Raw genomic sequence first — 22,410 nt, forward strand, 5'->3', positions numbered from 1 at the left:
GAAGGCGGCAATCTACGCCAAATAGCAATTGTTATCAATCCGATTGCGCTTCTGATACCTCCGTCGCCGCGCGCTGCAGCAGCTGTTGCAGGCGTGCCTCGCGGGCTGTCGGCGGCAATTCTCCGAGCGCTGCGACCCGCTGGTAAAAGTCGGGCCAGCCGCTGCTGGCTGCGTACAGCTGCGCGAAGGCCGGCACCCACTGGTCGTAAAGGCCAAAGGGCAGCAACCGGGCGTTGTTCAACTCGCCGGCAAACCAGTGGTCGTAGGGGCCAACCCCCTGCCAGTGCTGGTCGCGCCAAGCCTGGTAGTCACTGCGCAGCTGCGCAAAGACCGCCGCTTTACCGGCGAGCTTGTCAGCATCAGCACGCTTGCTGGCGTACAGCTGCACCAACTGCTCGCGGGCCTGCAACAACAGCCGCACGAACTCGCGCTCCAGCACCTGCGGGTCACCTTGCCGCGCCTCCAGCCCCTGCGCGGCGCGCCATTCACGCAGACCCTGCTGGCCAACGAAGGTGGCGAAGGATTCGTTGAAGGCGGTGTCGTCCTTCACATAGAACTGCTGATGCGCCAATTCGTGGAACAGCAACGCGGCGAGGTAGTCGTCATCCCAGTGCAGCATGCTGTTGAGCAGCGGATCGTCGTACCAGCCGAGCGTCGAATAGGCCGGAATGCCGGCGACGTAGACCTCCATACCCTGGGCGCGCCACTCGTCCGCGGCGGCTTGGGCGCTGGCCTGATCGAAGTAGCCCTTGTAGGCGATACAGCCAAAGAACGGATAACAGTGGGCAATCGCGTCCATGGACAGCGGTGCGGCGACAAACAGGTTCCACAGCGCATAGGGGCGTTGCAGATCGGCGTAACGGGTGTAACTGGCGTTGTCCGGTAACTGCAGGTGGCTGCTGGCATAGGCGCGGATTGCCTGCGCATGGCGCAGGCGCGTGGCCAATTGCGGGTCGGTGGCCGGATCTTGCAGCACTTGCTCCAGCGGCTCGGCCCGCGCCAGCAGATCGCGCTGGCCCTGCCAGCTGTGGTGCAGATAACTCAACGAGCTGCAGCCGGGCAGCAGACCGATCAACAGCAGTAGGCATACACCGCTCATTCGCCGCGTCATGCAACACTCCCCGTCAGCTCCATGAGCAACCAGTCGGCCAATTGCTGTGCCGCGCCCTGGGGTTGTCGTTTGGGCACCCACAGGCCCAACTGATGCTGCGTTTCGACAAACCCCCAGGGCGCCAGCAGACGCCCGGCGGCCACGTCGTCCGCCACCAGCAGTTGCGGCGCGATCGCCACGCCAAGACCCGAGATCGCTGCCTCCAGCAGATAGTACAGGTGCTCGAAACCCTGCCCCTGACGCAGCGTGGCCGGATCCAGCTGCTGCAGCCGCGCCCAGTCGGCCCAGGCCTCGGCCCGCGATTGGGTGTGCAGCAACGACTCTTGCAGCAACGCGCTGGCCGGCTGGCCCTGCAGGCGTGCCGCGCCGCTGTAGTTGGGGCTGAACACCGGGCCGATGCGCTCGCGGCGCAGCGGATACACCTGCATGTCGGCCGGCCAGGGCGGCGCGGCAAACAGCAGCGTGGCACTGACGCCGGCGCGGCGCGGGTCCAGCTCGCCATCACTGGCCGAGAGGTGCAGGTTGAGCGCCGGTAACTCACGGTTCAGACGATCCAGGCGTGGAATAAACCAGCGCGCCAGCAGACTGCCAGGGCAGGCGAGCAGGAAAGGGGCGCGTTGATCGGCCTGGCGTATCTCGGCGCAGACCTCACGCAAGCTGCCAAAAGCATCGCGGCAAGCATCACGCAGCTGGCGCCCGGCGGTGGTCAGCTGAATACCGCGCCCGACCTTGTCGAACAGCGCTACCCCCAGCTCATCCTCAAGCTGCCGTATCTGGCGGCTTACCGCACCGTGCGTGACGTGCAGCTCGTCTGCCGCCTGACTCATGCTTTCCAGTCTGGCAGCCACTTCAAAGGCTTTGAGCGCGTTCAGCGAGGGTAAGTCACGGGCCATTGGATATGTCACTTTTTCTCACAGGTTTGCGCCATCATATCGATTTTATCGGGGCGCTGTCTGCCCTACTGTAGGCGCATCAACTGTGGAGATGAAATCATGTCGAGTGCCAACCAACATTACCGCCGCGATGCCGACGCACTGGGCCAGTTCGGCCAGTTCGGTGGGCGCTTTGTGGCGGAAACCCTGATGCCGCTGATTCTGGATCTGGAGCAGGCCTACAAGCAGGCGCGCTCCGAGCCGAACTTCATCGCCGAGCTGGACCGCTTCAATGCCGAGTTCGTCGGCCGCCCCAGCCCGCTGTACTTCGCCGAGCGCCTGACCGAGCAATACGGCGGTGCCAAGATTTTCTTCAAGCGCGAGGAGTTGAATCACACCGGCGCGCACAAGATCAACAACTGCATTGGCCAGGTGTTGCTGGCCCGCCGCATGGGCAAGAGCCGCATCATCGCCGAAACCGGCGCCGGCATGCACGGCGTGGCCACCGCCACCGTGTGCGCCCGCTTTGGTTTGGAGTGCGTGGTTTACATGGGCGCCACCGACATTGACCGGCAGCGCGACAACGTGGCGCGCATGCGCTTGATGGGCGCCAAGATCGTGCCGGTCACCTCCGGCAAGGGCACCCTGAAAGACGCCATGAACGAGGCCCTGCGCGACTGGGTCACCAATGTCGACAATACCTTTTACATGATCGGCACCGTGGCTGGCCCGCACCCGTATCCGACGCTGGTGCGCGACTTTCAGTCGATCATTGGCCGCGAAACCCACAGCCAGATGCTGGAGCGCGAAGGCCGGCTGCCCGATAGCCTGGTCGCCTGCATCGGCGGCGGCTCCAACGCCATGGGGCTGTTCCACCACTTTCTCGATTACCCCGAAGTGCAGATGGTGGGCGTGGAAGCCGCCGGGCACGGCCTGGACAGCGGTAAACACGCAGCCAGCCTGAAGGGCGGTGTACCAGGCGTACTGCACGGCAATCGCACCTACCTGCTGCAGGACGCCGACGGCCAGATCGACGATGCGCACTCAGTTTCCGCCGGCCTGGACTATCCCGGGATTGGCCCCGAGCACGCGTGGTTGCATGAAGAAGGCCGCGTTGAATATGTCGCGGTGACCGACCAACAGGCCCTCGACGCCTTTCACAATTGCTGCCGCATGGAAGGCATCATCCCGGCGCTGGAAACCGCCCACGCCTTGGCCGAGGTCGCCCGCCGCGCGCCCACCCTGCCAAGCGATCATCTGATGGTGGTGTGCCTGTCCGGCCGTGGCGACAAGGACATGCCCACCGTGCTGCGCCTGATGGAGGAACAAGCATGAGTAACCGTCTGCAACAACGCTTTGCCGAGTGCGCCGAACAGAACCGCGCAGCCTTGGTGACCTACATCTGTGCCGGCGACCCCGGTTATGACGCCAGCCTCTCGCTGCTGCAACAGCTGCCGGGCGCGGGCGCCGACATCATCGAGCTGGGCATGCCGTTCAGTGATCCGATGGCCGACGGTCCGACCATTCAGGCCGCTGCCGTGCGCGCACTCGACAACGGCCAGACCCAGCGCAAGACGCTGGAGATGGTGCGCGCCTTCCGCGCCACCGATCAGACCACACCGCTGGTGCTGATGGGCTACTACAACCCGATCCACCGCTACGGCGCCGAAGCCTTTCTCAACGAGGCGCACGCGGCGGGTGTCGATGGACTGCTGATCGTCGACCTGCCCGCCGAGCACGACAACGAACTGGGCCCGATGGCGCGCGATCTGGGTCTGGACATGATTCGCATGGCCAGCCCCACCACCGATGCCAAGCGCCTGCCGCGCGTGCTGGCCAACGCCAGTGGCTTTCTCTACTACGTGTCGCTCAACGGCGTGACCGGGGTAGGGCAGGCGGACAACGCGGTGGTAGATGCGGCCCTGGCTGCCATCCGCGAGCAGAGCGATCTGCCGATCTGCGTCGGCTTTGGGGTGCGCACGCCGGAGCAGGCGGCTGCCTTTGCCCGCACGGCCACCGGTGTGGTGGTGGGATCGGCGTTGGTTGAAGCGATGTTTAACGGCGGGGAAGCGGCCGCGCTGGAATTGACGCGGGGGTTGGCGGGGGCGATGCAGCGCTAGCGCGCATGGTTATTGCCTTTGCAGGGTTGCAGCTTCGGCGGTTGGCTAATTATCGCTTTCGCCCTTAGGCGAGCCAAGGGGGCATGCTTGCCCATGCCCCCTTAGCGATCCCCCAGGGCACCCAGCTGCGCGGCCCTCCGGGTTCGCTGCGTTGCTCGATCTGCCGGGGACGCTTGCAAACTCGCTTCGCTCAGACACCGCAAGCGCCTTTTTCCCGGCAGCTCTGCGCTACTCGCCCGCTCAGATGGGACATTTTAGTCCGTGCACTCAGCGGGTTTCTGGTATTCAAATCAATTCCCAACCCAAAACCTGAATACCACACCGCGCTATGGCCTTTCTTCCCCCTTCCAAGCTGCCGAGTAACGCAGGGGTTGAGCGATTAAGCCGAGGACTGTCTGAGGTGCGGAGCTTGCGTAGCGCCGAGTTCCGCAGGCGCGCTCAGCACCGAGTAACGCAGGGAAGCCGCAGGCCAGCTTGGTGGGGTGGCTTTTCTTTTGGTTACTTTTCTTTGGCCAAACAAAGAAAAGTAACTCGCCGGCAAAGGCGAAAAACCTGGGCAGTAGAAACTCGGAAGCAAGCACGACGACAATGCTGCGAAGAACGAAAAAGGGCTACCGAAGCAGCCCTTTCAACTATCGACCAGACCCTACTTCTTCGCCTCAGCAAAGTTCGCCTGAATCCGCTGCAACAAATAATCCGCCGCCGAGATCGGCGGATACTTACCCGCCGGGCTTTCGATCATCACGTTCTTATTGGCCTGACAGAAGAACGCCATGCTGTAACGCGGCCCACGGTACTCGCCCGGTTTGGGCATGCGCACGCGGTGCAGGGTGGATTTGAGCTGATCGTCGCTCCAGCGCATCAGCATATCGCCGATGTTGCAGGTGATGATGTCGTCACGCGGGATCACGCTGCTCCACTCGCGGTTGTCGCCAGCGCCTTCAGCGTCCTTGCCCGGGCTGACCTGCAGGCCGCCCTGACCTTCCTTCTGGAATACCATGGTCAGGCAGTCGAAGTCGGTATGGGCACCGGCGCGCCACAGGCTTTCGTCCTGATCCTCTTCCGGCATGGCGAGGTAATGCAGCAGGCGCAGGGTGCTCTGGTAGTCAGGCTGGCGGCGGTCGTGCGCTTTGGTGAAAAAGTCGCGCGCAAACCCCAGGCGCTCGGCAAAGCACGACAGCACCTGCATGCCCAACTGCCAGGCGCGGTATTCAAAGTCCAGCATGATGCGGTGAAATTCCGGCACCACCGTCTGGTTGGGCCAGAGGTCGTCCATGTGCGGCAGGGTGATCTGGAAGGATTCCTTCTGATCGGCCGTGCGGGTGGAAGGGCGTACCTGCGACATGAACTCCCAGCCGGTATTCAGCCCTTTTTTCAGCGGAAAGCGCGCTTTCTGCTCGTTGCTCAGGCTGAAGAAGGCTTCCGACAGCTCGAAGGCACTCTGTACCAGTTTGACGTCCAGACCGTGATTGACCAGCTGAAAGAAGCCGACTTCCGTCGCGGCGCTCCACAGCTGCGCGGTAATCTCGGCGCGACGGTTCTCAAAATCCGTCAGGTCGATCAGCGGAATGCTGCGCTCGGTTTCCTTGCCCATGCCGCCAAAGGTGGTTTCCAGCTGCAGTTCTTTCAGGCCGTATTCTGGGGTGCTTGTAGGGGTAGTTGTCATCTTGAATCTCCGAGTAGTGCCCGTGCGGGCGCAAGGGGCGGAGACAGGGAGCGGGGCGAAGAAACCGGAGCAGGGCTCAGCTGTGGCTGATCAGTCCGGTCAATGCGCCGCGTTTGCCGCGTCGTCCGACCATAAACTGAGCAATGACCTGGGGTGGTGCCCCCTGACAGCTTCTACTCACGTTGCCGAGGATAAACCCGTGGCGTCATTTATCAAGCAGTAATCGGGCCAGCCTGCCAGTTTCTGACAAACGTCACTGCGGCGGGGGCTGCAGCTTGGTAGCGCCGCAACAGCTTGCACACATCTGCACCGCCGACGCGCAAAAGCTGACCACTTGCACCATTTTTGCCCGTAATGACAATATGCGCTGACTGCAAAGGCTCGGTTTACGCGGCCCGCGCGGCGATGGCAGGTTGGTTAGAAAATTGCACCGTATTCCCGGCAAGCGACGCTCGGGCATCCCGAGCGTCTTCAACCGAACGTGCACTAGAGTAGAAGCGGTCAGGGGCCAGGCTCCGGGACATTGCTCTTTGGCTGTTAAAAAGGAGCAGTTAGATGGCGTACCTGATTAAAAACGCGACCGCGGTATTTTCCCCCACCCAGGCCAACGCCACCGACATTCGCGTACGCGACGGCAAAATTACCGAGCTGGGTACCCAGCTGCAGCCCCTGGCGGATCAATCCGAGCAGGTAATAGACGCCGCCGGCTGCGTGGTCTGGCCGGGCCTGGTGAACACCCACCACCACCTGGCGCAGTCGATCATGAAGGGCGTGCCCGAGGGCTTGAACCAGAACCTGGGCGATTGGCTCAGCTCGGTGCCCTATCGCTACTGGCCCAAGGTGACCCCGGAGCTGATGTACCACGCCGCGCGCCTGGGTTTGTACGAGTTGCTGCGCTCCGGCGCCACGACTTGCGCCGACCATCACTACCTGTACCACGCCACCACCAGCCCCGAACTGGAAGACGCCGTCTGGCAGGCAGCGGAGGAGCTGGGCATGCGTTTGGTGCTGTGCCGAGGCAGCGCGACCGAGGTAGGTAGCCACCAGGGAATGGTCGATCACGGCATCGCCCCGGAAACCCTGAAGCAGATTCTCGACCGCCTGGAAGCCAGCCGCAGCCGTTATCATCAGGCCGGCGGCGATGCCATGCGCAAACTGGTGGTCGCCCCCACCAGCCTGATTCACTCCAGCGACCCGGATGGCCTGCGCGCGCAGGCGGCCTACGCCCGCGAGTTTGGCCTGGGCATGCACTCGCACCTGCTGGAGGTCACCTTTGATGAGCTGCAGGCGCAGAAAAAATACGGCATGAGCGCCATCGACTACGCCGAGTCCTGCGACTGGCTGGGTGAAGATGTTTGGTTTGCTCATCTGGTGCACTGCGACGACCACGCCCTGTCACGCCTGGCCGAGCGCGGCACCACCATCGCCCATTGCCCCACCTCCAACTGCCGCTTGGGCAGCGGTGTGGCGCGTGCCATAGAAATGGAACAGCTCGGCCTGCCCGTCACCCTGGGAGTAGACGGCTCCGCCTCCGCTGAGTCCGGCTCCATGCTGCAGGAGCTGAACCTGGCCTGGCTGATCCACCGCGCCCTGCACGGCCCGGACGCGACCAACCTGGAACAGATCCTGACCTGGGGCAGCCGCAACGGCGCCGAGCTGCTGGGCTTGCACGATGTTGGCGAAATCAAGGTCGGCATGGCCGCCGATCTGGTGCTCTACGACATCAACCAGCCACGCTTCGCCGGTGTACACAGCCCGCTGACGGCGCCGCTGATGTGTGGTGAACCGGTGAGTGTGAAGTACAGTTTCATTCAAGGCCGGCCGGCGATTGAGAATGGCGATATCTGCGGGTTGGATGAGGCGGAGCTGACGGCGCGGGTGCAGGAGTCGGTGGCGCAGCTGATTCGGAGCTGATTGGCGCGGCTCGCACGCCCCAAGGTCCTGGCTTGCTTACTCGGTTATCAGCAGCAGAGTTGATTGACCTAGTCTGCCTTTCGCCTTGATGGCGAGTCGGGGGAAATGCTTGGCCATTTCCCCCGACACCCCCTAGGCCACCCCAACTGCACGGCCCTTCGGGTACGCTGCGTTGCTCGATCCGCCGGGGACTTGGGTCCGTGCATTAGCCAAGCACAGCTTAAAAAATCGGCCGACTTACCGATAGCGGCCTTAGTTACACTAGTCTGCAGACTCAAGCTGCTTCAGAGTTTTCCCGCTAGTATCTTTCCAAGCGGTTCTACCGTTTGCTGTGCCACCGTGAATTACCGCAGCAGCGGCGCTTGGGCTGGTAAATTCATGATTTTTTGCGAAGGTTAAATGGCCATCTGCCGGGATCAGAACGCCGTCTTTGATGAGTTGCTCGCGGGCGTTAACAACCCACGGATAGTCTTTTGCAGAGGGTCTGAGTTTTCCCGCTGCTTGAGACTGAGCAAAAACTACAATGCCGTTGGGCGTAAGGTGCCCTGTCGCTTTTAATCCGCTGACCTCGCAGAGTAACAGCCGTGCTTCTTCCTTTGACTCTGCCCCACTAGCAATCGGTACCAGGACCTCAACGCCTAACGCTGGGAGTAATTGCTCAATTTTCTCCAGAAAGATCTCCATATCGGCCCTGTCCGACTCGGGCAGTTTTGAACTGCTTGCTTGAGAGTTCGTTAGGCTGGCGCGCCCCGCCAGCTTGGCCAATTCAATTAACCGACCTTCCAGATAACGAATATGAGACTTTGTTAGGTTTTCGTCCTTGCTAGTGAAATAGGTGACGTGATTCCAGAAATCTTTTTCGACATGCTGCTTCAGGCGGGATTGTATGGACTCAGCCTCTCCAATGTAGACTGCTGGCCCGCCGGATTTAGGGTCAACGCCTGTTAGTAAATAGACCCCAACGTTCTCAGCCTCCTCCCGCTTAAGAAGCTGATCAAGCTCAGTTCGGGGCCCAGCGACAGCTTTTCCAGACCAGTTTGAAATCTCTCCAGTACGCAGGCGCTTTGGATCACCATGGGGTAGGTAAATTTTAATTGTCGCACTGGGCATTTTGGATGTCCGTTGAGCTTACTTGTATGTTTTTCCCTAAGGCAGGCCGCAGTTTTATGCGCTCACCAAATTCAATTGATAGTGCTATTGCAGATCAGGTTTGCCAAGTCTGAATCAGTCTTGAATTGCTAGTTCAACTCGATACGTCCCAACACGGACTGCAAATCCCCGTCTGCGCGGGCGAGTAGCGCAGGGCTGGCGGGAATAAGCCCGAGGACTGTCTGAGGAGCGCAGCGACGAGTTCCGCAGGGCCCCGGCAGACCGAGCAACGCAGCGAACCCGAAGGGCCGCGCAGTTGGGGTGGCCTAGGGGGTGTCGGGGGAAATGGCCATGCATTTCCCCCGACTCGCCATCAAGGCGAAAAGCTGACCAGATAGCGCCACAGAGGCTCACCTAAACCACTTCGTTTGGCCAACATAGCGTTACGAGCGCCCATAAAAAAACCCGAACCAAAGTCCGGGGTTTTCACCACCTGCGATTCCCACTGACAGCCACGCACTGGGCGCGCTGTCAGCAAGAGCAGCAGAAGCTTACTGCGGAATAGTGGCCGTCATACCCTCAACGTACCAATCCATCCCAGCCAGCTCTTCATGGGTCATCTCAACACCGTCCGCCACGCGAACAGTACCGCTCTGATCCTTGATCGGCCCAGTGAAGGGGTGGAACTCGCCGCTGTCGATAGAGGCGATCATGGCGTCAACCTTACTGCGCTGCTCGGCAGTCAGCTTGTCGCTGATGGATTCAATCTTGATCACGCCATCGTGGATGCCGCCCCAGTAGTCGCCTGACACCCAGTTACCGTCCATGACCGCCTGAACGCTCTTGATGTAATAAGGACCCCAGTCGTTAACCACTGACAACAGATGCGCTTCAGGCGCAAAGTGGCTCATGTCGGAGGCTTGACCCACGCCCCAAACGCCGCGCTTTTGCGCAGCCAGCAACGGCGCCGGGCTGTCGGTGTGCTGCACGATGACGTCGACGCCCTGGTCGATCAGGGTATTGGCGGCGTCAGCTTCCTTGGCCGGGTCGAACCAGGTGTTGACCCAAACCACTTTCATTTCCACATCGGGGTTAACCGCGCGAGCACCCATGAAGGTCGCATTGATATCGCGGATCACTTCTGGAATCGGGAAGGAGGCGATATAGCCGATGGTGTTGCTCTTGGTCACCATGCCAGCGGCAGTACCGGTGACGTAGCGGCCTTCATAGGTAACCGACAGATAAGTGCCCAGGTTTTCAGCCTGTTTGTAACCGGTGGCATGCATGAAGGTTTTATCGGGATAGTCGGCCGCGACGCGCGCGGTGGCGTTCATAAAGCCGAAGGAGGTGGTGAAGATCACATCGTTGCCAGCCTGAGCCAGGCGGCGGATGGTGCGCTCGGCATCGGCGCCTTCGTTGACGTTTTCAACGTAGGTGGTCTGCACCTTGTCGCCAAAATGGGCTTCCAGCTCCTTGCGGCCTTGATCGTGCTGGTAGCTCCAGCCGTGGTCACCAATGGGGCCAACGTATACAAAGCCCACTTTCAGTGGATCGTCCGCTGCCATTACCTGCATGGGCAGCACGAGCGCTGCGGCCAACGCCAGAGTGCGTTTCAAACTCATGGATACTTCTCCTGGGATCTAGTTATCGGCGACCGCCACGCTTGCGTTGAGTACGGCGGATGCATGCTTGCAGCAAAAAGCTGGCCATTTGTTCAAGAAATGCCAAAAAACTTTCTTTCCCGGCTTGATGTACCAGCAACAGGGGAACCAATCCCCCATGGCGGCGCAATGCTGACACAGATCGCCGGCGCGGGCAGCAGTTGGCCACACCCTGAGGCATGAGCTCCGGCGACTGCCCGCCTGCTGACCGCGCACCATTCTAGTGCGGTTTTGTCGCGCATGCACTGCAGCCGTCAGCCGTGGGCGAGCGCCAGCAGTCCGCCACGCAGGCTGGCAACCTGGGTCACACCCTCTGCCTGGAGTAGGGACGCGGCCAGCGCCGAGCGCCGACCGGAACGGCACAGCGTGATCACGGGCCGATCGCCGGGCACCTCATTATGCCTTTCACCCAGCTGATCCAGCGGGATTTCCAGCGCCGTGGCGAAAGGCGCGGGCAACTCACCCGGAATAACTTCGCCCGGATGACGCACATCCAGCAGCGTCAGCTCGGACGCGTGTTGTAAAAGCCATTCCGCGCCAACCTCAGGTACCCCGGCGTAGGTGACGCGCAGATCGTCGGCCCAATCCGGCTCGGCCGGCAACTGGCCATCAGCCGGACAGCCGCTGCGCAGGTTGGCCGGTACCGCTTCATCGATCTTCTTCGGGTGCGGCAGGTTCATGGCCTGCATGTAACCGACAAAGTCGGTTTCATTGGCCTGCCCGCCCACCCTGGCGTTATAGCGACGCTCTTCGCCGATGCTGCTCTGGGTACGACCGTTGTAATCATGTGCCGGATAGACCGCGCAGCCATCGGGCAGGGTAAACAACTGCTCGGTGATCGAGTGAAACAGGGTCGCCGCGTTACCTTGCTGAAAGTCGCTGCGGCCACAACCGCGAATCAGCAGGGCATCGCCGGTAAAGACCATCGACTGATCGGCCAGCACATAGCTCAGGCAACCGTCGGTGTGCCCCGGGGTGGCCCGCGCCTCCAGTCTCACACCGCGCACGCCGAACAGTTGCCCGTGTCGCAGCGGCAGATCCTGGTGTTGCGCATTGATCACGGCAGCCGAGGCAATCTGGCAGCCGGTTTTCTGCTTGAGCAGCCAAGCGGCGGTAATGTGGTCGGCGTGCGCATGGGTGTCGACCACCAGCTTGAGCTGCAGGCCCAGTTCGCGGATCAGCGCCAGATCGCGCTGGGTCTGTTCGAACACAGGATCGATCAGCAAGGCCTCGCCGGACTCGGCGCACCCCAGTAGGTAGGTGTAGGTTGAGGACGCGGCATCAAACAACTGGCGGAATATCATCAGTAGTACCTCCGACAAAACCATTAAGATAATTACAATATATAAATATATATATTGTATGTAGCAAGCTGGCAAGCCCCGTTGTCGTCACCGGTCGGAATATTCACGAAATGACTGAATCTACTGCCGATGTCTGCCATTTAGCCGCTGTTTCCCTATAATCGGCTGGCAGCATCCGCCTCAACACAACGACAGGTCACCCATGGATTGCCCAACCCGACGTTCCCGCCTTGCTCTTGTTCTCAGCCTTGGCCTCATCCTGCTTGCCGGCTGCTCGGACGAACCTGCCCCGGCCCCGGTCGAAGCCCGGCCGGTGAAGCTGTTCACCGCCGCCGATCCCAGCAGCCAGCGTGTTCGTGAATTCCCTGCCCGTCTGCAGGCGCCGGAGCAGGCTGAACTGTCGTTCCGCCTGGGCGGCGAGTTGCAGGAGTTGAAGGTGCTGGAGGGCCAGGAGGTGGCCAAGGGTGAGTTGATCGCGCTGCTGGATGACACCGACTACCGACTCAAGGTCAGCGACCGCCAGGCCAATTACGATCTGACCCGCAGCCAGTTCACCCGCATGCAGCAATTGCTGGAAAAACAGATGGTCTCGCGCGCCGAGTACGATCAGCGCAAGGCGCAGTTCAACTCGGCCGAGGCGGCGCTCAACCTGGCCAAACAGGAACTGGCGTATACCCGGCTGGTCGCGCCCTTCCCGGGGGTGGTCGCACGGACCCACGTCGAGCAATACCAGGTAGTGCAGCCGAACCAGCCAATCGCCACGCTGTACGCTGGGGAGAGCATGGACGTGGTCTTTCAGGTACCGGAAAACCTGCTGACCAGCCTGCGGCAGGATCTGGTGCCAGCCGATGTGCACCCGCGGGTTCGCCTGGGCAATCAGCAGGACCAACTGGTCGAGGCGATTTACAAGGAGCACGCCAGCCAGCCCGATCCCAAGACCCTGACCTATGACGTCACGCTGAGCATGCCGATGCCCGAGGGGGCGGTGTTGCTGCCCGGCATGAGTGCCACCGTGATCATCGACTTTGCCACCCTGAGCCGCACCCATGACCTGCCGATCATCGTGCCGGTCGAAGCGGTGTTCAGCCCCGATACCGAGGCGCGCACCGCACAGCAGGTGTGGGTCACCGAGGAAACCGAGCAGGGCTTGATCGTGGTCGCACGGCCGGTCGAGGTGGGCCGCCTGACCCACGATGGCATCGAGATACTCTCCGGCCTGGAGGCAGGCGAACAGGTGGTGGCCGCCGGTGGCGCGGAGCTGCAGGCCGGTCAGCGGGTACGACCCTGGGTGCGCGAGCGGGGCCTGTAATGGATATCGCCGGTTATTTCATCAAGCATAAGGTCACCAGCTGGCTGGTCGCGCTGATCATGGGCGTCGGCGGCGCTATCGCTTTTCTCGAGTTGGGGCGGCTGGAAGATCCGGCCTTTACCCTGAAGATGGCGATGGTGATCACGCCTTATCCTGGCGCCTCACCGGAGCAGGTCGAAGAGGAGCTGACCTACCCGCTGGAAAATGCCATCCAGCAACTGGCCTACGTCGACAAGGTCACCTCGATCAGCAGTGCCGGCCTGTCGCAAATTACCGTGGAGGTGCAAAGCACCTACGGCGCCGAGGAGTTGCCGCAGATCTGGGATGAGCTGCGCCGCCGCATCAACGACCTGCGCCCAAACCTGCCGCCGGACGTGGAGGAGCCGCAGATCAAGGATGACTTCGCCGATGTGTACGGCATTTTCCTGATGGTCAGTGGCGACGGTTACCGCTACCGTGAGCTGCGCGATTTTGCCGACTACCTGCGCCGCGAACTGGTGCTGGTCGAGGGCGTGGGCAAGGTCAGCCTCGCCGGCGTGCCGCAGGAACAGGTGCACCTGGAAATTTCCCGCGCCCGCATGAGCGCCCTGGGCATTGCGCCGCAGCGGCTGTACGACCTGCTGAGCCGCCAGAACGTGGTCTCCGATGCCGGCAAGATGCTGGTCGGCAGCGAATCCATTCGCCTGCACCCAACGGGCGAGTTCGAGGACGTCAGTGAACTTGAACGCTTGATCATCAGCGAGCCCGGCAGCTCACGCCGAGTCTATCTGGGCGACATCGGCACCGTACGCCGCGGCTTTGCCGAGGAACCAAGCAACCTCTACCGCGCGCAGGGCAGGCCGGCGCTGGGGCTGGGCGTGTCCTTTGCCAACCATGTGAATGTGGTGGACGTGGGCAACGCGGTGACCGCGCGGCTGGCCGAACTGGACGCCGACCGCCCCGCCGGCATGCAGGTACAGCTGTTCTACAACCAGGCACAGGAGGTAGAGGAGTCGGTCAGTGGTTTCGTGCTCAACTTCGTCATCTCGGTAGCGATTGTCATCGGCGTGCTGCTGGTCTTCATGGGCCTGCGCAGCGGCCTGCTGATCGGTCTGGTGCTGGCCCTCACGGTGCTGGGCACCTTCATCTTCATGCGTCTGCTGGACATAGAGCTGCAGCGCATCTCGCTCGGCGCCCTGGTGATCGCTCTGGGGATGCTGGTGGATAACGCCATCGTCATCGTCGAAGGCATTCTGGTGGGCCGCCAGCGCGGCCAGAGCACGTTGCAGTCAGCGCGCGACATAGTTCAGCAGACCAAGCTGCCGCTGCTGGGCGCTACCGCCATCGCGGTCATCGCCTTTGCGCCTATCGGCCTGTCGGATGACTCGACCGGCGAATATTGCCTGTCGCTGTTTCAGGTGCTGCTGATTTCGCTGCTGCTCAGCTGGGTTACCGCCATCACCCTGACCCCCTTCTTTGCCAGCCTGTTTTTCCGCGACCAGCCAGGTCAGGAACAAGGGACGGACGAGCATCAGGACCCGTACAAGGGGCTGATCTTCACACTGTACCGGCGCCTGCTGGGCAGTGCGTTGCGCCACCGCGTCACTACGCTGGTGCTGCTAGTGGCCCTGCTGGGCGCTTCGATCTACGGCTTCAGCCTGGTGCGCCAGGCGTTCTTCCCACCGTCCAACACGCCGATGTTCTTTATCGATCTCTGGCTGCCCAAGGGCAGCGACATCCGCTACACCGAGCAGGTCACCGCCGAGGTGGATCAGTACGTGCTGGCACAACCCGGCGTGACCACGGTCACCTCGACCATTGGCCAGGGCGCGCTGCGCTTCATCCTCACCTACTTCCCCCAGCGCATTCACGCCAACTACGCGCAACTGCTGGTACGCACCGAAGAACGCGAGCAGATAGAGCCGCTGATCGCCGAGCTGGACCGCTACTTCAAACAGCAGCACCCGACCGCGCAGGTGAAGCTCAAACAATTGATGCTCGGACCGGGCAGCGACAGCAAGATTGAAGCACGCTTTACCGGGCCAGACCCGCAGGTGCTGCGTCGTCTGGGCGCCGAGGCCATCGCCATCATGCGCGCCGACCCGGTCAGCGATGCGGTGATGCACGACTGGCGCGAGCGTACCAAGCTGGTTCGCCCGCAGTTTGTTGAGTCGCAGGCGCGCGAGCTGGGGGTCGACAAGCGCGATCTGGATACCCTGCTGAAGATGAATTTCAGCGGCCTCAACGTGGGTCTGTACCGCGACGGCACGCGCATGCTGCCGATTGTCGCGCGCACCCCGGATGAGGAGCGCCTGAACGCCGCCACGCTGAATGACCTGCTGGTGTGGAGCAGTGCACGCAGCACCTACGTGCCGGTCGAGCAGGTAGTTAGCGGTTTTGTGACCCTGTGGGAAGACCCGATGATCATGCGCAAGGACCGCAAGCGCACACTTACCGTCCAGGCCGACCCCAGCATCATCAGCGAGCAGACCGCGACTGAGCTGTTCACCCGACTGCGACCGCAAATCGAGGCAATTGAGCTGCCGCGCGGCTATCGGCTGGAGTGGGGCGGCGAATACGAGAGCTCGCGTGATGCGCAAAAAGCCGTGTTCGGCAGTCTGCCGCTGGGTTACCTGGCCATGTTCCTGATTACCGTGCTGCTGTTCGACTCGATCAAGCGCGCGGCCATCATCTGGGCCACGGTGCCGCTGGCGGTGATCGGCGTCACTCTGGGCTTCCTGCTGACCGGTATTCCCTTCGGCTTCATGGCGCTGCTGGGCTTTCTCAGCCTCAGCGGCATGCTGGTGAAGAACGGCATTGTACTGGTGGATGAAATCGGCCTGCAGATCGACAGCGGCAAGGACGCCTACTCGGCGCTGGTCGACGCGGCCATTAGCCGGGTACGCCCGGTCGCCATGGCCGCACTGACCACCATTCTGGGGATGGCACCGCTGCTGACCGATGCCTTCTTCCAGAGCATGGCGGTGGTAATCATGTTCGGCCTGGGCTTCGCCACCATACTGACGCTGGTGATACTGCCGCTGCTGTACAGCCTCACCTACCGCATCGCACCGCCGCGCCAGGGTGCCGCCTGAGCTGGCACGGCGGCGCCAAGCGGTCATACTGACTATTCGGCCACCCAGGAGTCTGTGTCATGAGTAATCAGGAAGTTGACTGCGCGCTGTCCTCATCCGCCGTGTGCGACGACAACACACCGGGCGTGCAACGGATCACCGCCCGCAGCGCCGAGATTGGCGGCACCCTGCCGGTCAATCGCGTGCTGCCCACGCGCCAGCGGCGGCTCATCGGCGCATGGTGCTTTCTCGACCATGCCGGTCCGGCGCGCTTCGCCGCTGGCGAGGGCATGCACGTGGGGGCACATCCGCACACCTGCCTGCAGACCTTCACCTGGATGATCGAAGGTGAGGTGCTGCACCGCGACAGCCTGGGTAACGAGCAGGTCATCCGCCCCGGCGAAGTCAACCTGATGACCGCCGGACGCGGCATCACCCACACCGAAGACTCGCTGGCCAGCACCGACCGCCTGCACGCCGCGCAGCTGTGGATCGCCCTGCCACAGGCACTGGGTGACTGTGCGCCGGACTTTGCCCATTACCCCGAGCTACCGCGCTGGTGCACGCAGGGGGTAGAGCACAGCTTGCTGGTGGGCACTTACGCAGGGCGTGAATCGCCGGTTGAGGTGCATTCCCCACTACTGGCGATTGACCTGGCCAGCATGTCCGGTGGCGCCTTGCAGCTGGACCTGAATCCGAAGTTCGAGCACGGCATTCTGCTGCTCGAAGGCGAATTGAGCATCGGCACCGAGCTGTTCAGCGAGAATCAGCTGGCTTATCTCGGCAACGGGCATGAGGCGCTGAAGCTGCAGATGTCACCCGGCTGTCGCGCCATCCTGCTGGGCGGCGAGCCCTTTGCCGACGAGATTCTGATGTTCTGGAACTTCGTCGGCTACAGCAAGGCGCAGATTGCCCAGGCGTGGCGCGATTGGCAGGCCGGCGACGCGCGCTTCGGCAGGGTGCCGGGTCACGATGGGCAGCCGCTGGCGGCACCCGCGCTGCCCTGGCGCGTCTGAGTCAGGCCTGACGCAGGCGCGCCAGCACCGGTGCGGTATCGGGCCGCACGCCACGCCACAGGGCAAAGGCTTCAGCGGCTTGTTCAACCAGCATGCCCAGACCATCGATGCAGCGCGCCGCGCCGCGCTCTCGCGCCCACTGATTGAAGGCCGTTTCGCCGCTGCTGTACATCATGTCGTAGCACCAGGTATGCCCCGGTTTGATCAGGCTATCCGGAATCGGTGGCACATCACCGGCCAGGCTGGCCGAGGTGGCGTTGATGATCAGATCAACCGGCTCTACCAGCCATTGCAGCCCGGCGGCGGCAATCGGCCCCTGATCGACAAAGAGCGCGGCCAGCTCTTCAGCCTTGCTCACGGTGCGGTTGATCACACACAGGTGCGCCGGCCCGGCGGCCAGCAGCGGCTGGATCACGCCCCGTGCGGCGCCACCGGCGCCGACCAGCAGCACGTTCAGGCCCGCCAGCGAGAGGCCGGCGTTGACCTGGATATCACGCACCAGACCTTTGCCGTCAGTGTTATCTCCCAGCAGACTGCCGTCCTCGCAGCGCAGGATGGTGTTCACCGCGCCGGCGCGTTCAGCCGCCGCTGAATGGCTGTCCACCAGCGCCCAGGCCTGCTCCTTGAAGGGCACGGTCACATTAACGCCAAGGCCCGTACGCAAAAAGTCGCGCACGCTGGCCTCAAAGCCGTCCAGCGGCGCCAGCAACTTACCGTACTCAAGCTGCTGCCCGGTCTGCTCGGCGAAAAGTGCGTGAATCAACGGTGACTTGCTGTGTTCTATAGGGTTACCGACCACGGCGTACTGGTCCATCACGGCTCCCCTGCCAGCCAGTCGCGCGGCGTCAGATACTGCTCTGCCAGCCGCGCTTCTGGACTACCCGGCTCGGGCTGCCAGTTGTAACCCCAGCGCACGGTGGGCGGCAACGACATGAGGATCGACTCGGTGCGACCCCCGGTCTGCAGGCCGAACAGGGTGCCGCGGTCGTAGACCAGGTTGAACTCCACGTAACGGCCCCGGCGGTATTCCTGAAAGGCTTTTTGCTGCGCATCGAACGCCTGCGCACGGCGACGTTCGATGATCGGCAGATAGGCCTCGATGAACGCATCGCCAATGGCGCGCTGAAAGGCAAAGCTGCGCTCAAAGCCCCATTCGTTCAGGTCGTCGAAAAACAATCCGCCAATACCTCGCGCCTCACCCCGGTGCTTGAGGTAAAAGTACTCGTCACACCACTTCTTGTAACGGGGGTACACGTCATCGCCAAAGGGCGCGCAGGCATCACGGGCCACCCGGTGCCAATGCACACAGTCTTCATCGTTGGCGTAATAGGGCGTCAGATCAAAGCCGCCGCCAAACCACCAGACCGGGTCGGCGCCGTCTTTCTCAGCGATAAAGAAACGCACGTTGGCATGCGAGGTGGGCACAAAGGGGTTCTCGGGATGCATGACCAGCGAGACACCCATGGCCTGAAAGTGCCGACCGGCCAATTCCGGGCGGTGCGCGGTGGCGGAGGGCGGCATACCGTCGCCGAATACATGGGAAAAGCCCACGCCACCCTTTTCCAGCAAGCCGCCATTTTCGATAATGCGCGACCGGCCGCCACCGCCGCCAGGGCGCTCCCAGCTGTCTTCGGCAAATCGGGCCTGACCATCGGCGGCTTCCAACGCGGCGCAGATACGATCCTGCAGCCCCATCAGATACTCTTTGACCGCGGCAACATCGGTGGCGGTTGGCAGATCGTGTTTCACGCGGTTTCTCTCATTCTGGCGGGCGCTGATTCAGGACGCCCGGATGACTTTCTCGGTACGCAGGTCGCGAATGATACTGGGATTGCGCTGCCCACCCAAGGCGCCGGGCACCACCGCATCCAGCTCGCCATGGAAGTACTGCTCCACACGCAGGCGCGACCGCGCGGAAGGGCGGCCAGCGGGGTTCGCCGAGGTAGACACCAGCGGCCCGGCGGCGGCGCAGAGTTGGCGGATAACCGGGTGAGTGCTGACACGCAGCGCCACGGTGTCATGCTGGCCGGTAATCCAGGCTGGCAGACGGCCCTGATGCGGCACCAGCCAGGTATTGGCACCCGGCCACGACAGTTGCAGTTTCGCCAGTTGGCCGTCCGGCAGGTCCCAGAGCAGGAAGTCGAACTGCTCGATATCGCCGGCCACCAGAATCAGCCCCTTGGCCACCGGACGCTGCTTGATCAGCAACAAACGCTCGACTGCCGGGCCTATCCAGGGATTGCAGCCCAATCCCCAGACCGCTTCCGTGGGATAGGCAATGACGCCGCCAGCCTGCAGCAGTGAGTTGAGACGGGTGGTGCGCCAATGTGCCAGCATGGAAGTTCCTCAACGGGGTCGATGCCTGCGACAGTAGCCGAGCGCGCGCCCTGGCTCAAGGCCGAACGCGGCAAAATCCCTGAGCGCTGTTCAGCACCCGGCCGTCGAGCTCCAGCTCCAGCAGGGCCTGCATCACCTCGGGTATCGCCAGGCCACTGTGCTGCGCCAGCCAGTCCGGTGTGACCGGGTCAAAGCCCAACCAACGCCAGAGCGGCGTTGTCGGCTCTTCCGCAGGCTCGGCACCGACCTGCAGCGCCGCACGCAGTGGCAGCTGCAGAACATCCAGCACGTCCTGCACGCACTCCACCAGACAGGCGCCCTCGCGTAGCAGGCGATGACAGCCGCGCGCCTGCGGGTTGTGGATGGAACCCGGCATGGCGAATACTTCACGATCCTGCTCGAGCGCCAGTCGCGCGGTGATCAGCGAGCCGCTGTTCAAACTCGCCTCAACCACCAGCGTGCCAAGGGACAACCCACTGATAATGCGGTTGCGCCGCGGGAACTGCCCCGGCTGCGGGCCCATGTCCGGCCACATTTCCGACACCAGCACGCCGCCTTGCTCGACAATCTGCTCGGCCAGTTTGCGATGCCGCGCCGGATAGCAGCGATCCAGGCCCGTGCCCCAAACCGCTATCGTCTGACCGTCAGCCGCCAGCGCGCCGCGGTGACAGGCGCCGTCAATCCCCAACGCCATGCCACTGGTGACATTCAAGCCACTGCGGGTGAATTCGCGCGCAAAGGCATGAGCCGTTTCGGCACCCAGCGGGCTAGGATGGCGCGTGCCGACCATGGCGATCTGCGGATCATGCAACGCAGCCGGATCACCGCGCACAAACAGCAGCGCCGGCGGATCGGCGATCTGCCGCAGGGCGTCGGGGTAATCGGCCTCATCGCGGTAGAGGATCTGCTGACCGGGCTGCGCCTGCCATTCCAGCAGCTGCTCGATACGCGCGAGCAGGGCGGGGTCGCGCCGACGTAACGCCGCCAGGCTGTCGAGTATGCGCGGGGCGATGCCCATCGCACGCAGCGCGGCTATGTCAGCCGAAAGAAAATGCCGGGGGGAAGGAAATTCCTGCAACAGACGCTGGATAAAGCGGGGGCCCACGCCATCAAGCAGCGTCAGCTCCAACCAGGCCCGCCGCGAATCGGACAGGTCGGGAAACATGGATCATCCTTGATCTACAGAAACAACAAGGCCGCCTTGCGGCGGCCTTGAACAGCGTTCAACTCAGGGGTTGCGTACCTGATCGAGAATCGCCATCTGGCGAGTCGCGCTCAGTACGATGCCGTAACTCATCTTGTCGTACACACGGAACACCATCAGCAGACCAGCCCGCTCGGCTGGCAGCTGGATACGCTCGTTCTGTACGCGGTCGCGCACGATCTCGCCAGTCTTGTAGATGGCCAGGACGTTACCCTCAATCAGCCCCTCGCGCGCGCCCTTGTCGAGCAGCACCACGTCATACTGACCGATCTGGGTTACGCCGTTAGGCACGTCCATGATCAAACCGTCGATTTGCTGGCTCGGCTCGCTGGGGAAGAACGTTGAAGAGACCGAGCGCTCTTCCGACTCCAGCAGGCGGTCATCGACCAGAATTTCCTGACGGCTGCGGGTGATATTCAGCGTTGCGATGTCGTCATTGACTGCCGCGACGCTAGCATTGCCCACCTCCTGCAAATGAATCCCCAGCAGTTCGCCGGTTGCCGGATTGGTGTAAGCCTTGCCGCGCCGATAGATTTCATACGCCGGCACATTGGCAGAGAAATCGCCACGGGCATAAACTTTGCTGCCGGCGCCGGCCACTACGCTTTCGGCCGCGCCGCCCACGACATAAGGGGCGTTATCGAATTCCGCCGGATCATCAATGATGCGACCCGCCCGCAGGAAGGAGTTGATGGCATCAAGAGGGATGCTGGGAATCGCCTCAGCAACCGGCCGCACGCGCGCCTGTGGAGATAGCTTGATCTTGCCACCATTACCACGGTTGACCATCAAACGGGGTTGCCCATCAATGTACACCAGCGAAATGATGTCGCCGGGATAGATGAGGTGGGGGTTATCGATTTGCGGGTTGGCGTGCCAGATTTCCGGCCACTTCCATGGCAAATTGAGGAACCGTCCAGAAATGTCCCAAAGTGTGTCTCCCCTAACCACCGTGTATGTATCTGGGTGATTTTCCTTAAAAACAGGCTCCTGAGCCTGTACCCAAACGCTCGCTGCGAGCAACAGGAGGCCGAGTAATGTTTTCCTCATGACACGAATCCCTTTATTATAGAGGCCAGCACTTAGGCCTGGCACGTGCTCCCACACGCTAGACCCGCTTTATTCCAAGCTGCTCATCATCTTAGCAGCACAAATTAGATTTGTTCCACATAAAGCATCACAATCCGATATGGCCATACTGAACATACTTGAATTTCCCGACCCACGGCTGCGCACTATCGCCAAACCCGTAGCTGCCGTGGATGACCGCATCAAGCAGCTGGTCGACGACATGTTCGAGACCATGTACGACGCGCCGGGCATTGGCCTAGCGGCGACGCAGGTCAACGTCCATGAGCGCGTTGTGGTGATTGATCTGTCCGAGGATCGCAGCGAGCCCAGGGTGTTTATCAACCCCGAGCTGGAGCCGCTGACCGAAGACCTGGAAGAAATGCAGGAAGGCTGTCTGTCGGTACCCGGCTTCTATGAAAACGTGACCCGCCCCGAGCGTGTTCGCGTCAAGGCACTGGATCGTGAGGGCAACGCCTTTGACGAGGTGTACGAAGGCCTGCTGGCAGTGTGTATTCAGCATGAATGCGACCACCTCAACGGCAAGCTGTTCGTCGACTACCTGTCCAACCTCAAGCGTGACCGGATTCGCAAGAAGCTGGAAAAAATGCATCGCAGTCAGGCCAACGCCTGACAACCACCTGATAATCAAGGCTTGCTTCGGCAAGCCTTTTCTTTACGGAATC

Annotated in this window: 18 protein-coding genes; 7 read left to right on the forward strand and 11 right to left on the reverse strand. The window is 62.1% G+C overall.

All coding sequences use genetic code 11. The features are described 5' to 3' along the window. Positions 1-34 precede the first annotated feature (34 nt). On the reverse strand, positions 35-1,111 hold the full coding sequence (locus tag V7747_RS07170) for an aminopeptidase (RefSeq protein ID WP_335615372.1): 1,077 nt from the start codon (positions 1,109-1,111) through the stop codon (positions 35-37). Next, entirely contained in the window at positions 1,108-2,004 is an 897-nt protein-coding gene (locus V7747_RS07175) for a LysR family transcriptional regulator (protein WP_335615373.1), read from the reverse strand. The genes V7747_RS07170 and V7747_RS07175 overlap by 4 nt, the downstream gene beginning before the upstream one ends. Before the next feature lie 99 nt (positions 2,005-2,103). Between V7747_RS07175 and trpB the strand changes: the two genes are divergently transcribed. Beyond that, positions 2,104-3,318, forward strand: a complete 1,215-nt coding sequence (gene trpB, locus V7747_RS07180; protein ID WP_335615374.1) for a tryptophan synthase subunit beta — start codon at positions 2,104-2,106, stop codon at positions 3,316-3,318. Next, positions 3,315-4,103: a tryptophan synthase subunit alpha gene (trpA, locus tag V7747_RS07185; RefSeq protein WP_335615375.1), complete on the forward strand. Its 789-nt coding sequence runs from the start codon at positions 3,315-3,317 to the stop codon at positions 4,101-4,103. Before trpB ends, trpA begins: the two co-directional genes overlap by 4 nt. Positions 4,104-4,749: 646 nt before the next feature. On the opposite strand, the gene V7747_RS07190 is transcribed toward trpA, so the two are convergent. Continuing rightward, positions 4,750-5,769, reverse strand: coding sequence for an isopenicillin N synthase family dioxygenase (locus V7747_RS07190; RefSeq protein WP_335615376.1), 1,020 nt, complete (start codon positions 5,767-5,769; stop codon positions 4,750-4,752). Between the two features lie 555 nt (positions 5,770-6,324). Between V7747_RS07190 and V7747_RS07195 the strand changes: the two genes are divergently transcribed. Beyond that, a complete protein-coding gene (locus tag V7747_RS07195; RefSeq protein ID WP_335615377.1) occupies positions 6,325-7,683 on the forward strand; it encodes an amidohydrolase family protein in 1,359 nt (452 codons plus the stop codon). 261 nt (positions 7,684-7,944) lie between these two features. Here V7747_RS07195 and V7747_RS07200 read toward each other — a convergent pair whose 3' ends face one another. The 3 genes from V7747_RS07200 to V7747_RS07210 all read right to left on the reverse strand — a co-directional run bounded on the left by V7747_RS07200 (position 7,945) and on the right by V7747_RS07210 (position 11,737). Beyond that, complete coding sequence (locus tag V7747_RS07200; protein WP_335615378.1) at positions 7,945-8,793, reverse strand: GIY-YIG nuclease family protein; 849 nt, start codon at positions 8,791-8,793, stop codon at positions 7,945-7,947. A 530-nt stretch (positions 8,794-9,323) separates the two neighbouring features. Then, the gene (locus V7747_RS07205) at positions 9,324-10,394 is read right to left on the reverse strand and encodes a BMP family ABC transporter substrate-binding protein (RefSeq protein ID WP_092286916.1); all 1,071 of its coding nucleotides are present in this window, start codon (positions 10,392-10,394) and stop codon (positions 9,324-9,326) included. Positions 10,395-10,687: 293 nt separating this feature from the next. After that, positions 10,688-11,737, reverse strand: coding sequence for an MBL fold metallo-hydrolase (locus V7747_RS07210; protein WP_335615379.1), 1,050 nt, complete (start codon positions 11,735-11,737; stop codon positions 10,688-10,690). 202 nt (positions 11,738-11,939) lie between these two features. Here V7747_RS07210 and V7747_RS07215 point away from each other — a divergent pair, with 202 nt between their 5' ends. From V7747_RS07215 to V7747_RS07225, 3 genes are read left to right on the forward strand one after another with little or no spacing between them, the layout of a single operon-like run. After that, entirely contained in the window at positions 11,940-13,046 is a 1,107-nt protein-coding gene (locus tag V7747_RS07215; RefSeq protein ID WP_335615380.1) for an efflux RND transporter periplasmic adaptor subunit, read from the forward strand. Continuing rightward, positions 13,046-16,120, forward strand: a complete 3,075-nt coding sequence (locus V7747_RS07220) for an efflux RND transporter permease subunit (protein WP_335615381.1) — start codon at positions 13,046-13,048, stop codon at positions 16,118-16,120. The genes V7747_RS07215 and V7747_RS07220 overlap by 1 nt, the downstream gene beginning before the upstream one ends. 59 nt (positions 16,121-16,179) lie before the next feature. Continuing rightward, positions 16,180-17,115: a pirin family protein gene (locus tag V7747_RS07225; RefSeq protein WP_335615382.1), complete on the forward strand. Its 936-nt coding sequence runs from the start codon at positions 16,180-16,182 to the stop codon at positions 17,113-17,115. 1 nt (position 17,116) lies between these two features. Here the strand turns inward: V7747_RS07225 and aroE are convergent, their stop codons facing one another. The 5 genes from aroE to V7747_RS07250 all read right to left on the reverse strand — a co-directional run bounded on the left by aroE (position 17,117) and on the right by V7747_RS07250 (position 21,706). After that, positions 17,117-17,929 (reverse strand): shikimate dehydrogenase, encoded by an 813-nt coding sequence (gene aroE, locus V7747_RS07230; RefSeq protein WP_335615383.1) that lies wholly within the window; start codon positions 17,927-17,929, stop codon positions 17,117-17,119. Further along, a complete protein-coding gene (gene hemF, locus V7747_RS07235; RefSeq protein ID WP_335615536.1) occupies positions 17,929-18,852 on the reverse strand; it encodes an oxygen-dependent coproporphyrinogen oxidase in 924 nt (307 codons plus the stop codon). The genes aroE and hemF overlap by 1 nt, the downstream gene beginning before the upstream one ends. Positions 18,853-18,894: 42 nt before the next feature. Beyond that, the gene (locus V7747_RS07240) at positions 18,895-19,452 is read right to left on the reverse strand and encodes an L-threonylcarbamoyladenylate synthase (protein ID WP_335615384.1); all 558 of its coding nucleotides are present in this window, start codon (positions 19,450-19,452) and stop codon (positions 18,895-18,897) included. Positions 19,453-19,507: 55 nt separating this feature from the next. Continuing rightward, positions 19,508-20,617 (reverse strand): DNA-processing protein DprA, encoded by a 1,110-nt coding sequence (gene dprA / locus V7747_RS07245; protein WP_335615385.1) that lies wholly within the window; start codon positions 20,615-20,617, stop codon positions 19,508-19,510. A gap of 63 nt (positions 20,618-20,680) precedes the next feature. Beyond that, positions 20,681-21,706: a LysM peptidoglycan-binding domain-containing protein gene (locus tag V7747_RS07250; RefSeq protein ID WP_335615386.1), complete on the reverse strand. Its 1,026-nt coding sequence runs from the start codon at positions 21,704-21,706 to the stop codon at positions 20,681-20,683. Positions 21,707-21,845: 139 nt separating this feature from the next. Between V7747_RS07250 and def the strand changes: the two genes are divergently transcribed. Beyond that, a complete protein-coding gene (def, locus tag V7747_RS07255; protein WP_335615387.1) occupies positions 21,846-22,358 on the forward strand; it encodes a peptide deformylase in 513 nt (170 codons plus the stop codon). Positions 22,359-22,410 lie beyond the last annotated feature (52 nt).

Origin of the sequence: Halopseudomonas sp. (genome assembly GCF_036960865.1) — a bacterium.
In the GTDB taxonomy this organism is placed as follows: Bacteria; Pseudomonadota; Gammaproteobacteria; order Pseudomonadales; family Pseudomonadaceae; genus Halopseudomonas.